At 41.9% G+C, this 14,355-nt stretch carries 14 protein-coding genes; 12 read left to right on the forward strand and 2 right to left on the reverse strand.

What is annotated here, in order from left to right; genetic code table 11:
* The first annotated feature begins 6 nt into the window (after positions 1-6).
* Positions 7-951, forward strand: a complete 945-nt coding sequence (gene miaA, locus GTU69_RS05590) for a tRNA (adenosine(37)-N6)-dimethylallyltransferase MiaA (protein WP_166168857.1) — start codon at positions 7-9, stop codon at positions 949-951.
* A 90-nt stretch (positions 952-1,041) separates the two neighbouring features.
* Positions 1,042-1,539, forward strand: coding sequence for an RNA chaperone Hfq (gene hfq, locus GTU69_RS05595; protein WP_166168859.1), 498 nt, complete (start codon positions 1,042-1,044; stop codon positions 1,537-1,539).
* 210 nt (positions 1,540-1,749) lie between these two features.
* Here the strand turns inward: hfq and GTU69_RS05600 are convergent, their stop codons facing one another.
* Both GTU69_RS05600 and lptD read right to left on the reverse strand, forming a co-directional pair.
* Positions 1,750-3,060, reverse strand: coding sequence for a peptidylprolyl isomerase (locus GTU69_RS05600; RefSeq protein ID WP_166168861.1), 1,311 nt, complete (start codon positions 3,058-3,060; stop codon positions 1,750-1,752).
* A complete protein-coding gene (lptD, locus tag GTU69_RS05605) occupies positions 3,060-5,507 on the reverse strand; it encodes an LPS assembly protein LptD (RefSeq protein ID WP_166168863.1) in 2,448 nt (815 codons plus the stop codon). Before lptD ends, GTU69_RS05600 begins: the two co-directional genes overlap by 1 nt.
* 120 nt (positions 5,508-5,627) lie before the next feature.
* Between lptD and GTU69_RS05610 the strand changes: the two genes are divergently transcribed.
* From GTU69_RS05610 to kdsB, 10 genes are all read left to right on the forward strand, one after another.
* The gene (locus GTU69_RS05610) at positions 5,628-6,641 is read left to right on the forward strand and encodes a phosphotransferase (RefSeq protein WP_166168865.1); all 1,014 of its coding nucleotides are present in this window, start codon (positions 5,628-5,630) and stop codon (positions 6,639-6,641) included.
* Positions 6,642-7,331 carry an N-acetylmuramate alpha-1-phosphate uridylyltransferase MurU gene (murU, locus tag GTU69_RS05615; RefSeq protein WP_166168867.1) on the forward strand — a complete coding sequence of 230 codons (690 nt, stop codon included), beginning with the start codon at positions 6,642-6,644 and terminating at the stop codon, positions 7,329-7,331.
* Between the two features lie 84 nt (positions 7,332-7,415).
* Positions 7,416-8,048, forward strand: a complete 633-nt coding sequence (rsmG, locus tag GTU69_RS05620) for a 16S rRNA (guanine(527)-N(7))-methyltransferase RsmG (RefSeq protein WP_166168869.1) — start codon at positions 7,416-7,418, stop codon at positions 8,046-8,048.
* A 24-nt stretch (positions 8,049-8,072) separates the two neighbouring features.
* On the forward strand, positions 8,073-8,855 hold the full coding sequence (locus tag GTU69_RS05625) for a ParA family protein (RefSeq protein WP_166168871.1): 783 nt from the start codon (positions 8,073-8,075) through the stop codon (positions 8,853-8,855).
* On the forward strand, positions 8,852-9,739 hold the full coding sequence (locus GTU69_RS05630; RefSeq protein ID WP_086195486.1) for a ParB/RepB/Spo0J family partition protein: 888 nt from the start codon (positions 8,852-8,854) through the stop codon (positions 9,737-9,739). The genes GTU69_RS05625 and GTU69_RS05630 overlap by 4 nt, the downstream gene beginning before the upstream one ends.
* A 28-nt stretch (positions 9,740-9,767) precedes the next feature.
* The gene (locus tag GTU69_RS05635) at positions 9,768-10,406 is read left to right on the forward strand and encodes a MotA/TolQ/ExbB proton channel family protein (RefSeq protein ID WP_166168873.1); all 639 of its coding nucleotides are present in this window, start codon (positions 9,768-9,770) and stop codon (positions 10,404-10,406) included.
* Between the two features lie 11 nt (positions 10,407-10,417).
* On the forward strand, positions 10,418-10,843 hold the full coding sequence (locus GTU69_RS05640; RefSeq protein ID WP_166168875.1) for a biopolymer transporter ExbD: 426 nt from the start codon (positions 10,418-10,420) through the stop codon (positions 10,841-10,843).
* Entirely contained in the window at positions 10,840-12,567 is a 1,728-nt protein-coding gene (gene msbA / locus GTU69_RS05645; RefSeq protein ID WP_166168877.1) for a lipid A export permease/ATP-binding protein MsbA, read from the forward strand. Before GTU69_RS05640 ends, msbA begins: the two co-directional genes overlap by 4 nt.
* 3 nt (positions 12,568-12,570) lie before the next feature.
* Positions 12,571-13,578, forward strand: coding sequence for a tetraacyldisaccharide 4'-kinase (lpxK, locus tag GTU69_RS05650; protein WP_166168879.1), 1,008 nt, complete (start codon positions 12,571-12,573; stop codon positions 13,576-13,578).
* A 12-nt stretch (positions 13,579-13,590) separates the two neighbouring features.
* A complete protein-coding gene (kdsB, locus tag GTU69_RS05655) occupies positions 13,591-14,352 on the forward strand; it encodes a 3-deoxy-manno-octulosonate cytidylyltransferase (RefSeq protein WP_166168881.1) in 762 nt (253 codons plus the stop codon).
* The last annotated feature ends 3 nt before the right edge of the window (positions 14,353-14,355 follow it).

The following is a 14,355-nucleotide window of genomic DNA, read 5'->3' on the forward strand; positions in this document are numbered from 1 at the left end:
TTGTACATGTCGAATCAATTGCCGGTCATCAATTTAATGGGACCAACTGCAAGTGGTAAAACCGCTTTGGCATGTGAACTTTATGAGCAGGGTCATTTTGAGCTAATCTCTGTTGATTCTGCGCTGGTTTATCGAGATATGGACATTGGTACCGCGAAGCCAACGAAAGAAGAGCAGGCACGTTATCCGCATCATCTAATCGATATTATCACTCCATTAGAAGTGTATTCGGCCGCACAGTTTGTAGAAGATGCCTGTAGCTTAATTGATGATATCCATGCACGTGGTAAAACACCTATTCTGGTGGGTGGTACCATGCTGTATTTCAAGGCTTTATTAGAGGGATTGTCAAGTAATTTGCCCAGTTCCGATTATGCAGTACGTGCAGAAATTGAGGCTAAAGCAGAGCGTGAAGGCTGGGAGTCGGTTTATCAGGAATTATGTGAGGTTGATGCTCTGGCGGGGCAGAAATTTAAGGTCAGTGATAAACAGCGCATCATTCGCGCTTTGGAGGTATTTAAGCTGACTGGACAGCCAATTACAAAACTACAAGCTGAACAACCCAAAAATATACCATATCGTTACACATTTCATAATCATGCCTTATTACCTGATCGTGTAGAATTACACAAGCGTATCGAACAACGTTTAAAAACCATGTGGGATATCGGATTTTTACATGAAGTGGAAGGACTGATTGAAAAATACGATTTAAATGATAATTTGCCATCCATGCGCTCAGTTGGTTATCGTCAAGCTCTAGAATTTATACAAAAAAGTGATCTAAGTATCAAAAAACGACAGGAAATGGAGGATAAGTCTTTATTTGCAACACGACAACTGGCAAAACGTCAATATACTTGGTTAAGATCTTTGCAAGAATCGCATAATTTTAAAACATATTTGACGGTCAAGCAGGCTCAAGAAGACTTGCGAAAGTGTTACGGATAAAGCAAAATTTAATAACTATCTTTTTTATAATTTTTATTGAGAAATAAAGATAGTTTTTTGCGCTGATTTTTAATTTTTTGGAGTTATAACATGTCTAAAGGTCAAACTTTACAAGATCCGTTCTTAAATTCTCTCCGTAAGGAACGTATTCCTGTTTCTATCTTCCTTGTGAATGGTATTAAATTACAAGGTCATATTGAATCATTTGACCAATATGTAGTTTTGTTAAAAAATACTGTAAGCCAAATGGTTTACAAACATGCGATTTCTACAGTTGTTCCTGCACGTAATCCACGTCCTGCTGGTGCTCCTGCTGGTGCTCAAGGTGCTGGCGGTTTTGGTGGTGGTCAGCCTCAAGGTGGCTTCGGTGGTCAAGGTGGCTTCGGTGGTCAAGGTGGCTTCGGTGGTAATCAAGGTGGTTTCGGTGGCCAAGGTGGCTTCGGTAGCCAAGGTGGTTTCGGTGGCCAAGGTGGTTTCGGTAGCCAAGGTGGTTTCGGTGGTCAAGGCGGCTTCGGTGGTCAAGCAAACCCAGGTTTTGAAGGCGAAACAAAATTTGAAGATTCTCAAGACGATGAAAATAATCGTTAATTGTTAATTTTTAAAAGCCTCTCTTTATGAGAGGCTTTTTTATTTTGAAGCAAATGAATGGACTAAAGATTGTAGACAATTCATCTATGCTTGCTCAATTTGGGCATAAATTTATATATGAAATATCAATAACCCTTAATTAGTTTTCTTGTGGGTAATAAAAAACCAGTTGCTTAAACAACTGGTTTTTGGGCTCAAATCAATTGAGGCTTATTTATTTTTTTTACGGTCTAGATTTGGGTCTTTGACTTCTACAAAGGCATTACTACGAATTTCACGTAACCAGCTATCCAGTTCAGCATCGAATTGACGTTCACCCAGAATTTGACGTGCCATGCGTTGTTGATATTCACGTGTCATATCTTGTTGGCGCATATCTGTAACCTGAAGAATGTGCCAGCCAAATTGAGTCTGGAAGGGTGCACTGATCTGACCGACAGCCGTGTTTTTCATTTGCGCCTCAAATTCAGGTACCATAACGCCCGGGTTCACCCAGCCTAAGCTGCCGCCATCACGTGCAGAACCCGGATCATTGGAAAAAGTTGATGCCAATACGGCAAAATCTTCACCCGCTTTTAAGCGGTTATAGATACTGTCAATTTGTTGTTTGGCATTTTCAGGACTTACTACTTCCGAAGGCTGAATGAGAATGTGACGTGTCTGGTATTGCGATACGATCGCTTTTTGCGCACCACCTTTACGTTCAATCAATTTTAACACATGAATACCGTCTCTAACTGGAATCAGGTCTGTAGTCTGACCTTCTTGCAGCGTACTTACACGGGCTGCCAGTTCAGCCGGGATATCAGACAGGCTTCTAAAGCCCATATCTGCACCTTCCACTTTAACCGTCTTGGTGGTGAACTTTTGGTCAATCGCTTTAACATCATTGCTGTTATTCAGTTCAGCTTTGACAAGTTTTGCAGTTTTTTCTAAGGCTGCTTGGTCATCACCAGCTACACGGATATGAATAACATGCGCTTGGTTCCCTAAAGCGGCTTGACCTTGTGGCGTCTTTAAGAAGTTTTCTACATCCTGATCGCTAATTTTAATACGGGACATCACCACTTGTTGACGCAGACGATTAATTGCTAAATCTTCTGCAATGCGATTGCGCAAGGATTCGTAAGTCCCCGGTGCAATACCGTCAAGCTTTTGCTGGAAGGCTTCTAAACTTTTGCTTCCCGATTGACCTGCGACCTTAAGCACCGCTTCATTCAGTTCTCTTTCATTTGGCTTGATATTGTAGCGTTTAACTTGTTCAAGTTGTGCTTGACGAATAATGAGCTGGTCAAGTGCCTGTTGCTGTAAATATTGTTCTGGTGGCAGCTGTTTTTTTTGTGTTTCTAGTTGATGTTTGAGTTCTGCGATACCTTGTTCTAAATCACTTTTTAAAATGACACTGTTATCTACCACTGCAACCACTTCATCTGAGGATTGAGCAAATGTAGTCATTGATGAAGATAAGGCTAAAGCAAGCGCAGTCGCTTTAAAAAAATGTTTTAACTGTATTGTCTTCATTAACGTTGTGTCCAAGATTGATTAATATTATTGAAACCTAAAATACGGTTTTCTAGTAAAGATGAAAGCTTGTTGTTGAAACCGCCTAAGCCTTTGAGGCTAATTTCTGCCATAATGGCACGTTTGGGTGAAACACCATCATCGTTCAAGTTGTCTAGGTCATTATAGTAAGAGCGGCCATACACCGAAATGCCCCAGCAACAGGACTCATAATTTACACCGAGTAAATACTCGCGAGCGACATTATTGTCCATATCATATTGGGCATGACCTAAAATACGCCAGTTATTTGCTACAGGTTGAATGAATGATGCGACAACCTGATCATACTGGTCTTGACGGTTTGGAATGTCTTTGCGGTAGAAATAACCCAGATTATAAAGATTTCCCTGATTACCTGTGTAATACAATTGCAGATCACGCTGTGCATTATCACCATTCGACATCCATGCGGAATTTGCGCCAATGGTGAAATTTTGTGACAGTTGGCTAGAGACACTTAAAATAGGGCCGGTACGACGTTCAGTATCAAACTGATCAGTTTCATTTTCTAGCGTTACCCGGCGATCTTCAAAAAAGAAGCTTTGACCCACGCTAGTTTTCAAGCGTTCTAAACCTACTTCATCAAACAGGCTATAACTTAGTCCTAAAGACAGGAAATTATTGTCTTCTAAACGGTCATGTCCATAGAAACGACGTGGACTGAATAACTGATCATAATTGATGGATGCAGGAGCCGAGTCAAAGTTTGGATGCCCATCCTGGTTTTTATACGGTGCATAGGCATAAAAAGCGCGAGGAGTAAGCGTTTGCAGATATTTACCTTCTTTTTCAAAGGTTAAACCGGTATCTAAAGTGAATTGGGGGACGGTGACGGTCTTTGTTTCATCTGATGAGCTAATATTCTGAGCAGCAATCGTATTTTGATCATATACGGTATTTATATTGCGCAGTGAAATCTCAGGAATCATAAATGACCAAGGAGTACGATAGTTGTAACGCACTGCAAAATCATTGTAAATACGGGTACCGCTTGGTTCGTTGTTTGGGCTATTGAAATCAGTAATATCTTTTTTAAAGTAAGCGGTGTCATTATTGAATTCATATTGCAAACCTAAGGGATTGCCAGTTTTATAATTCAATAAAAATTGTGGCAGACGTGCATAAGGGCGGTCTACAGATGAAACGGTCTTATCGAGCGTTTGGAAATCTTCAACTTTGAGTTGCGCAGATAATCCTGGAATTCCATTGCCGTAATTGAGCTGCCAGGCACGGCGCAAGTTTAATTCTGTTTTTGAGTTGGGATTGTTATTTAAATCAGAGAAATAGTCTTTATCTGAAACATAGTTATATTCAATATTGGTAGAAAACTGGTTGTTGATTTGCCAGTTATGTAAAAATTGCAAGCCTTTACGGTCTTGGTCGTTGTATTCGTTATCTGAAACCAAGTAGCCGCCCGATACTCTGCCAGTGCCGTAATTTTCCGTTAAATAGCGGAATTCGCCTTCAAGCATTGCGCCGCGATTACCGATATAGCGCGGTGTAAGGGTTGCATCGTAATTAGGTGCCAAGTTTAAATAAACAGGAACTGTAAGTTCTACGCCACCATCGTTGGTAAATCCAAAACCTGGGGTCAAAATACCGGTAGTGCGACGGTCATCAATCGGGAAGTTGAAATAAGGTACTGCAAGCACTGGTACTTCTTTGACATAAAGTTTGGTGCCGCGCGTTTCACCGCGTCCGGTTTCTTTATTTAAGGTAATTTTATCAGCCTGAATTTTCCAGCCTGGTTTTTCATCGGGTGGACAGGTGCTGTAGGTGGCGTTATTCATCACCACCATATTTTCTGAAGTGCGGGCAATTTTTTCTGCACGGCCATGTGCATGCTGCTCTTCAGAAATATAAAAGCTGTTATTTAAATCGCCTTGCTGGGTCTTTAAGTTGTAATTGATCTGGTCACTTTGTGCCAGTAAGCCGGCTTGTGCCATTTGCACGCGACCTTGTGCATTGGCGTAGGTTTGGGTCTGGTCGATGGTGATTTTATCGGCACGAATTTGGCGGCCTTGCTGGTCAATTAATACATTGCCTTCAAGAACAGAGTCGCCATTCGGGTCAAAATGACCATAATCTGCAGTCACTGTAGATGTGGCATTGTCTGGATCTGCAGCTTTGGTCTCCGGACTGATTGGTGTAATCCAGGCGCCTTTGCAATAAGCAGAGCTCAAATACTGCCCTTGACGTTGTTGAGCTTCAGGTGCTGATTTGTCTACATAGTATTGTTCAAAAAATTGTTGTCCAGGATATGACTCCTGAATACTGTCTTTCATTTTTTGGTTGTCGACAGTCGAAGCTGGAATTGTAGATTCAGCATAGCTTGAGATCGAGCTGCCACATAAAAGGGTTAAAATAGCAGTCGCTAAAGGATTAAATTTAAACTGATGCTTCATTTGTATCATTAACCAAGTATGCTTAATCGCAATTAATTATTCTCGCATCATAGAGAAAAAGTTGATAAGTGGCTACACTTAGCACTTTAAAAACTCAGCCTGTATTAGAATTTATCGCAAATGAATACACAACGTGAACAATTGATACAAACATGGATTACATCTGTACTTGGTTCAGATCAATTTGAGACGCATTTTTTGGCAGGCGATGCAAGCTTCCGTCGTTATGCACGAATCAAATTGAATAATAAAACATTTATGCTCATGGATGCACCACCAGAAAAAGAAGATTGTGGGCCTTTTGTGACGATTGATGAATTTTTTGATCAGAATGGTGTGCGTGTGCCGCATATTGTTGCCAAAGATCTGGAATTGGGCTTCTTGCTGCTGGAAGATTTTGGTGATGTTTTACTTTCGACCTTGCTGAATGAGCAAACTGTAGATGCTTATTATGCGCAAAGTTTTAAACAGCTGATTCAATTACAAGCCATTGATGGGACAAATCATTTTCAAAATTATTCCTATGAAAAACTGATTTCGGAAATGGAACTGTTGACCGACTGGATGTTGCCTTCATTGCACATTCAGCCAACAGCAGAAGAAAGTGGCTTAATTAAACGCACCTTTGCCATTTTAGCCAACGCAGCTTTGGCACAACCGCAAGTGATTGTGCATCGCGACTTCCATAGCCGTAATTTAATGAAAATTGCAGGCGAAACCGATCTGGGGGTGATTGACTTTCAGGATGCTGTGATTGGTGCAGATACCTATGACCTGATTTCAATTACCCGCGATGCCTATGTGCAATGGAACGCAGAGCGTGTTTATACATGGTTTAAGACCTTCTATGATCTGTTGCCTGAATCGGCAAAGCAGGATCGTGATTTCGAGCAGTTTAAAAAAGATGCCGACATGATGGCGATTCAGCGTCATATCAAAATTTTGGGTATTTTTGTGCGCCTGTTTGAACGCGATGGCAAATCAGGTTATCTCAAAGATTTACCGCGTGTCATGTGGTATTTACTGGAAGAAAGTCAGCCTTATGCAGAACTGCAACCCTTTATACAGTTTATTCAAACTCAGGTGATGCCGAAATTTGAAGCCAAATATGGTCGTTATGAGGTTGCTGCATAAATGAAAGCCATGATTCTTGCTGCAGGGCTGGGTAACCGTATGCGTCCACTGACCCTGCATACGCCAAAACCCTTGCTGGAAGTGGGTGGAAAGCCCTTGATAGTTTGGCATATTGAAAAACTGCAAAGTATTGGCATCACTGAAATTGTCATCAATACGGCCTGGTTGGGCGAAAAACTGGCCTCAGCTTTGGGTGATGGGTCAGAATTTGGCGTCAATATCTTGTGGTCACATGAGGGTGAAGGACTAGAAACTGCGGGGGGGATTATTAATGCCTTACCGCTTTTGGGCGAAGAACCTTTTATTCTGGTCAATGGTGATGTCTGGACCACCATGGATTTTGCGACCTTATTTGATGTGAAATTGCAGGATGACCTTGCTCATCTGGTTTTTGTCGATAATCCGGCTCAACATCCCAACGGTGACTTTATCCTTGCTCATGGCCGGGCTTATACTTTTGATCAGGCACAGCAAGGTGAAGCACTGACTTATAGTGGCGTTGCAGTGATTCATCCTGCGATGTTTGCAGGCCTGGAAAATGGTAAACGACCACTAGCACCTTTATTAAAGCAAGCGATGCTTGAACAGCAAATTACTGCATCTAAAATGCAGGGTGTCTGGGTAGATGTTGGCACTCCCGAGCGATTAAATGTACTGGATCAACAAATTAAGCAAGGCTTGTACGATTAAGTGCATATTCACTAAGCACAAGCTACTGTGACTTGTTGTATAAATCGGTATACTTCCATTAACTTTTCGAGACGTTATTTGTATATGCACCAGTTTTTCAAAGAACTTAAGCAGGGTAGTCAAGCTTTGGGTTTGGAGCTTAGCGATGAGGCTTTAAATTTATTACTCAAATACCAGGATGCTTTGGTACTGTGGAATAAAGCATATAACTTGACCGCGATTCGTGATCCGAAAGAGATGCTGGTCAAGCATCTGCTGGATAGCTTGAGTATTTTGAAAGATTTGCCTCAAGGCCGCTTGCTGGATATCGGAACCGGTGGAGGTATGCCAGGCATGATCATTGCATTATGTCAGCCTGAGCGTCAGTGTGTGTTGCTAGACTCGAACGGTAAAAAAATCCGTTTCCTGAAACAGTTTATTGCCGATTTAAAACTAAAAAATGTGGTTGCCGTACAGACGCGTGTCGAAAATGAGGAAAGTATTCAGGAGCTGGGGCAGTTCGATGTCATTACCAGTCGTGCATTTGCCTCTTTAACTGATTTTGTTGTCGCTTCTAAACCCTTTATGCATGCGCACAGTATTATTGCATCGATGAAAGGATTAATCCCTGCGGATGAAGTAGAGGCTTTAAAAAATGAATTCAGTTTTGAGATTATTGAACTGAAAGTTCCGCGTTTAGACGAACAACGTCATTTGCTTTTATTGAAACATATTTAATTTTTTCGAAGGATTGGGGTCACCATGGCACAAATTATTGCGATTGCGAACCAAAAAGGTGGCGTAGGTAAAACCACAACCGCAGTAAATTTGGCAGCATCGTTAGCTGTTTTAAAAAAGCGCGTTTTACTTGTGGATATGGATTCACAAGGCAATGCCACGATGGGTTCCGGGATCCAGAAAAATGATCTGTTGTATTCGGTCACTGATGTATTATTGGGCGAAGTCCCAATTGAAACTGCAATTACCAAAGCAGAAGTCGGCTATAAAGTTCTCGGAGCTAACCGTGATCTGGCCGGTGTAGAACTGGCGATTGCCGAACAGGATGGCCGCGAATATATTTTGCGTGAAGCATTGCAAGAAATAGAGTCTTCTTTTGATTATATTATTGTTGACTGTGCGCCCAGCTTAAGTCTGATTACGGTGAATGCCTTGGCTGCCGTACACGGTGTAATGATTCCGATGCAATGTGAATACTATGCTCTGGAAGGTTTGGCGGATTTAACCCAAACCATTGACCGTATTCAGCAAGCCCTAAATCCGGATCTGCAAATCGTGGGCGTTTTGCGCACTATGTACGATGCACGTAATGCTTTAACCCGTGATGTTTCAGAAGAGCTTGAACAGTATTTTGGCAAAAAACTATACGATACGGTGATTCCGCGTAATGTACGTTTAGCTGAAGCCCCTGCACATGGTTTGCCGATTATCTATTTTGAAAAAAGCTCCAAGGGTGCAGTTGCTTACCTGAATCTGGCAGCTGAAATGTTAAAGAAAAGTAAAGTAAAAAAAGGAAGTAACGCATGACCACAAAAAAACGCGGACTAGCAAAAGGTCGTGGTCTGGATGCCTTGCTTGGCTCAATCCAGAAAGAAAAATTACAAATGGAAGCACAAGCATTAGATCATGGTCAGCTGAAACAGATTAATGTCCATTTACTCAAGCGCGGTGAATATCAACCGCGACGTTTTATTCATGAGCAAGATCTTCAGGAACTGGCAGCATCGATTGAAAAGCATGGGGTGATGCAGCCGATTGTGATTCGTCCAATTGATGATGAAAAGCATCCCTATGAAATTATTGCCGGTGAGCGTCGCTGGCGCGCAGCACAACTGGCGGGTTTGACAGAAGTTCCTGCAATTGTTCGTGACTTGAATGATCAGGTTGCCATTGCCTTGGCATTGATTGAAAATATTCAACGTCAGGATTTAAACCCGATCGATCAGGCGATGGCACTCCAGCGTTTTCATGAAGAATTTGGTTTAAGTCATCAGGAAATTGCCGATACGGTCGGTAAGGCGCGTACTACAGTCAGTAACTTGTTGCGTTTACTGACACTGGCTGAATCGGTAAAAGACTTCATGCAGCAAGGTTTGCTGGATATGGGGCATGCGCGTGCAATTTTGACCTTAAAAGCGAAAGATCAGCTTAAGGTTGCAGAGCATGTGATTGAGAAAAGTTTATCTGTACGCCAAACCGAACAACTGGTGCGCGACTTGAATACGCCAAAACAAGAAAAACCGAAAGCTGAAATTGCACCCGATATTCAGCAACTGACACAGCGGCTGGCAGAGCGTTTCAGCGCAGATGTGAAAATTGACCATAATAAACAAGGCAAGGGGAAACTTGTCATTCAATACCATTCACTTGATGAATTGGATGGGATATTAAATATCTGCTTTGCAGAATAATTTTTAAAATTTTTATTGGGGAAAACATATGTGGGAATTAGTTAAGGCGGGTGGGTGGCTCATGCTTCCCCTTGTTTTATGTTCAATTTTTACTGTAGCAATCACGATTGAGCGCTTTATTCGCTTAAAAAGAACAATGATCTTGCCTAAGGTATTGCTGTTAAATCAGGTGCAAAATATTGATATGGTCATTCAGCAGTTAAAGCAGGATCAAGCCTTACAAAGCAGTACTTTGGGGCGCATTTTTATGGCGGGTTACCAAAGTAAAAATCAAAATGAACTATTTGCCCGTGCACAAATGGAAACCACTGCTTCCCAAGAAATTGGTTATCTGGAAAAAAACATTAACTTCTTGGGAACCTTAAGTGCGGTAGCACCATTATTGGGTTTGTTGGGTACCGTACTGGGTATTATTGAATCCTTCTTGGTGATTGATTTAGGCACCAATAGTAATCCTACTTTAATGATTCCTGGTATTTCCAAAGCGTTGATTACCACGGCAGCAGGGATGTTTATTGCCATTCCTGCACTGTTTGCCTATCGCTATTTTCAGCGTTTGGTACAAGAATATATTGCAGAGCTTGAACAGCAATCGACCTTATTTCATGCGGCACTTTTCTATCAAAATTCTACAGATCAAGAACAAGATATTAGAAAAGCGGGTTAAGGTGGTGAAAAATGAAATTCAAACGCACACAAGTTGAAGATATTCATATTAATTTAACCCCCATGATTGACTGCTTGCTGTTTATCCTGGTTTTTTTACTGTTATCTACCACGTTCAACCAGTTTAGCCGCATGAATTTAACCTTGCCTGATGCGCAAGGCGTGCCCCCTAAACAGTATGATCATAAAATTGAAGTAGTAGTGGATGCTTCTGGTCACTATTCCATTAATGGACAATCAATTGCCAGCAAAGATGTTGTAGATTTAAGTACTGCAATTAAACAGATTTCCAATGATCGACGTGATTTAATGTTTGTTATTGCTGCGGATGCCAAGGCAACGCATCAGGATGTGATTCGTGTGATGGATGTAGCAGGACAGTTAGGTTTTGTTAACGTCAATATTAGTACCAAAGTTCCGTCTAGGGGTTATGAGTGAAGCAGGATTTTAAAGTCTATCTACGTCTTTTGGGCTATCTGAAGCCTTTTTGGGGTGTAGCGATACTGGTTTTTATCGGTTTTGCAATTAGTGCGGCAACGGAAGTATCTATTGCAAAATTACTGGAAAAAATTATTACCGCTATCCAGAATCGAGATCAAGGCTTTACTTCCATATTTCCTTTTCTGGTTATTTTATTGATGTTCTTTCGCGGGTTAGGTTCCTTTGTTGGGGGCTATTATACCGCAGTAATCTCTCGGAATTTGGTATTTAATATTCGTCAGGAAGTTTTCGCCAAACTGCTTAAGCTTCCATCGCAATATTATCTGGATAATACCAGCGGGCATATCACCGCTAAAATCATGTATAACGTGGAGCAATTAACGGCTGCTTCATCTGAATCTCTAAAAACCATTGTACAACAAGGTCTGATTACCCTCGGATTATTAGGGTATCTGTTATATAGCAATTGGCGACTTACTTTTATTATTCTGATTTTTGCTCCACTGATGGGGTTGCTGGTTCGTCAAGCATCAAAACGCATGCGTAAATTATCCTTGCAAGTTCAGGATACTATGGGTGATGTTAACCATGTGGTACAGGAAACGGTGAATGGGAATTTAATTGTTAAAGGTTTTGGCGGACAAGACTACGAACAAACGCGTTTCCGTGACAATTCGCTGGAAAATTTAAGACGCGGTTTAAAAATGGTGGTGGTACAGCAACTGAATAGCCCGATTGTACAGTTGATTATGTCGATCGCCATGGCAATTATTATCTGGATTGCGTTACGACCAGAAATTTTAGGCGATACCAGCGCGGGTGAATTCGTTGCTTATATTACTGCAGCAGGGATGTTGAGCAAGCCAATTAAAGCTTTAACCGATGTCAATGAAAAATTACAACGTGGTATGGCTGCAGCACATTCCGTTTTTGAGTTGCTGGATTTGTCGGAAGAGCAAAATACCGGTACGGCTACGCCAATGCTGAAAGGCAATATCCAATTTCAGCAGGCTAATTTAATTTATCCAGATGGTCATCATGCGATTCATGATTTTAACCTTGACGTCAAGGCGGGTGAAACCATTGCCTTGGTGGGGCGTTCAGGAGCAGGTAAGACTTCTCTGGTCAATTTGCTGGTACGTTTTCAGGAGTTGAGTTCAGGTAATATTTATTTAGACCAGTATGCCATCCAAGAGCTGGAAATTAATACTTTACGTACACAAATTGCCATGGTAAACCAGCAGGTGGTGTTGTTTAACCGCACTGTACGTGAAAATATTGCCTACGGGCAGCTTGAAAATGCTACTGATGCAGAAATTATTGCAGCTGCAAAAGCTGCCTATGCACATGATTTTATTATGGCTTTGCCACAAGGTTATGATACGCAACTTGGCGCACAAGGCCTGAATCTTTCAGGTGGACAGCGCCAGCGTATTGCCATTGCACGTGCCATTTTGAAAAATGCACCGATCCTGATTCTGGATGAAGCCACCAGTGCACTGGATAATGAATCAGAGTATTTTATCCAGAAAGCATTTGATGCAGCCATGCAAGACCGGACAACGATTGTGATTGCCCATCGTTTATCAACCATTGAAAATGCAGATCGCATTGTGGTGATGGACAACGGTAGAATTGTCGAGCAAGGTACGCACGCAGAATTGATAGCCCAGCATGGGGCTTACTATCAGTTGCATCAGCGTAATTTCGAGGAAAATTGATCTATGTCATTTGCACAATTTATTCAAGATGCTTGGAATAGACAGGCCAAGTGGTTGATTGTGCTTAGACCTTTGTCATGGATTTATCGTGGTGGTTTTTTACTGAATAAAAAACTGTACCAATGTGGCGTTAAAGCCAGCTATCAATCTCCAGTTCCGGTGATGGTGATTGGTAATATTACGGTTGGTGGCAGCGGTAAAACACCATTGCTGATTCAACTGGTCAATTATCTACAAAGTCAAAATGTTCGTGTCGGTGTCATCAGTCGCGGTTACGGTGGAAAAGGACCTTTTCCTGCTTATGTGGATTTGGAGTCAGTTCCTGAAGTGGTAGGGGATGAACCTTGTCTGATTGTGCAGTCTACCGGTGTGCCCATGGTAGTGGGATCAAACCGGCAAGATAGTATCGAATATATGTTATCCAGACATAAGCTGGATTTAATTATCAGTGATGACGGTTTGCAACATTGGGCTTTAGCACGACAAATTGAGTGGATTGTGCTGGATCAGAATCGTGGTTTGGGTAATCAAAAGTTATTGCCGGAAGGATATTTACGCGAACCGCCAAGCCGCTTAACCACAGCAACCGTTATTGAGCATGCCAGTCAGCCAAATTCTGCGCTGAATATGCATTTAGAAATTGCTGCGCCTTATTTGCTTAATGATGCGGTAGATGAAAGATCTTTTAATCCGACGGATAATTTTTATGCCGTGGTTGGTATCGGTTTTCCACAGCGTTTTTACAACACTCTAGATTCCATGGGGATTCATCAGTTTCAGTGCCATGAATTTCCTGATCACTATGATTATGAAATTACGGATCTGCAGTTTGAAGATAACAATCCCATTATTACCACGGAAAAAGATGCAGTAAAACTGCTGCCATTATTAAAGCAAAATCCAAATTTTAAACGGGAAATCTGGGTGGTTCCTGTTGAAGCAGTGCTTTCGTCACAGTGTTATGATGTTTTGCATCAACAGTTACAGCAACTCGGTATTCAAATTTCTTAAGGTTCATTGTTTATGAAACATATTGTTATTCCAGCACGTTTTGCAAGTTCCCGTTTGCCGGGCAAGCCACTATTGGAAATTCATGGTCGTCCCATGATTCTACGTGTGGTGGATCAGGCAAAAAAAGTGGCTGGTTTTGATGATTTATGTGTGGCAACCGACGATGAGCGTATTGCAGAAGTGTGCCGTGCAGAAGGGGTGGATGTAGTCATTACAAGTGCAGATCATCCTTCTGGCACCGACCGTTTAAGTGAAGTTGCCCGCATTAAAGGCTGGGACAGCGAAGACATTATTGTCAATGTACAAGGTGATGAACCTCTGCTTCCGGCTCAATTGGTGCAGCAGGTGGCGCAATTGTTGGAATCGCAACCAGAATCTTCCATGTCGACACTCTGTGAGCCGATTCATAGTCTGGAAGAGTTTCAGCGCGACAGTATTGTAAAAGTGGTGATGTCCAAATATAACCAGGCTTTGTATTTTAGCCGTGCCACGATTCCTTATGACCGTGATGGTGCAAAACAAGAAATTCAGCAATTACATCAGCAGGCATACCGTCATTTAGGCTTGTACGCCTACCGTGTGAATTTGCTGCAAGAATATGTGTCCTGGGACATGGGTGCGCTGGAAAAACTGGAAAGTCTGGAACAATTACGTGTACTGGAAAATGGTCACCGTATTGCCATTGCCGTTGCAGAAGCCAACTTGCCACCGGGTGTCGATACACAGGCAGATTTAGACCGTTTAAATCAGATGGATGTTTCTTGCTTCGAATAAGGT

This window comes from Acinetobacter sp. SA01 (assembly GCF_011319235.1).
Lineage (GTDB): Bacteria > Pseudomonadota > Gammaproteobacteria > Pseudomonadales > Moraxellaceae > Acinetobacter.

Excerpts from the sequence above, each read along its gene's own strand:
- GTU69_RS05635 (WP_166168873.1), top strand. The coding sequence starts at position 9,768 with ATGTGGGAATTAGTTAAGGCGGGTGGGTGGCTCATGCTTCCCCTTGTT.
- GTU69_RS05600 (WP_166168861.1), bottom strand. The coding sequence starts at position 3,060 with ATGAAGACAATACAGTTAAAACATTTTTTTAAAGCGACTGCGCTTGCT.
- hfq (WP_166168859.1), top strand. The coding sequence starts at position 1,042 with ATGTCTAAAGGTCAAACTTTACAAGATCCGTTCTTAAATTCTCTCCGT.
- kdsB (WP_166168881.1), top strand. The coding sequence starts at position 13,591 with ATGAAACATATTGTTATTCCAGCACGTTTTGCAAGTTCCCGTTTGCCG.
- miaA (WP_166168857.1), top strand. The coding sequence starts at position 7 with ATGTCGAATCAATTGCCGGTCATCAATTTAATGGGACCAACTGCAAGT.
- murU (WP_166168867.1), top strand. The coding sequence starts at position 6,642 with ATGAAAGCCATGATTCTTGCTGCAGGGCTGGGTAACCGTATGCGTCCA.
- rsmG (WP_166168869.1), top strand. The coding sequence starts at position 7,416 with ATGCACCAGTTTTTCAAAGAACTTAAGCAGGGTAGTCAAGCTTTGGGT.
- lpxK (WP_166168879.1), top strand. The coding sequence starts at position 12,571 with ATGTCATTTGCACAATTTATTCAAGATGCTTGGAATAGACAGGCCAAG.
- lptD (WP_166168863.1), bottom strand. The coding sequence starts at position 5,507 with ATGAAGCATCAGTTTAAATTTAATCCTTTAGCGACTGCTATTTTAACC.
- GTU69_RS05625 (WP_166168871.1), top strand. The coding sequence starts at position 8,073 with ATGGCACAAATTATTGCGATTGCGAACCAAAAAGGTGGCGTAGGTAAA.
- GTU69_RS05630 (WP_086195486.1), top strand. The coding sequence starts at position 8,852 with ATGACCACAAAAAAACGCGGACTAGCAAAAGGTCGTGGTCTGGATGCC.
- GTU69_RS05610 (WP_166168865.1), top strand. The coding sequence starts at position 5,628 with ATGAATACACAACGTGAACAATTGATACAAACATGGATTACATCTGTA.
- GTU69_RS05640 (WP_166168875.1), top strand. The coding sequence starts at position 10,418 with ATGAAATTCAAACGCACACAAGTTGAAGATATTCATATTAATTTAACC.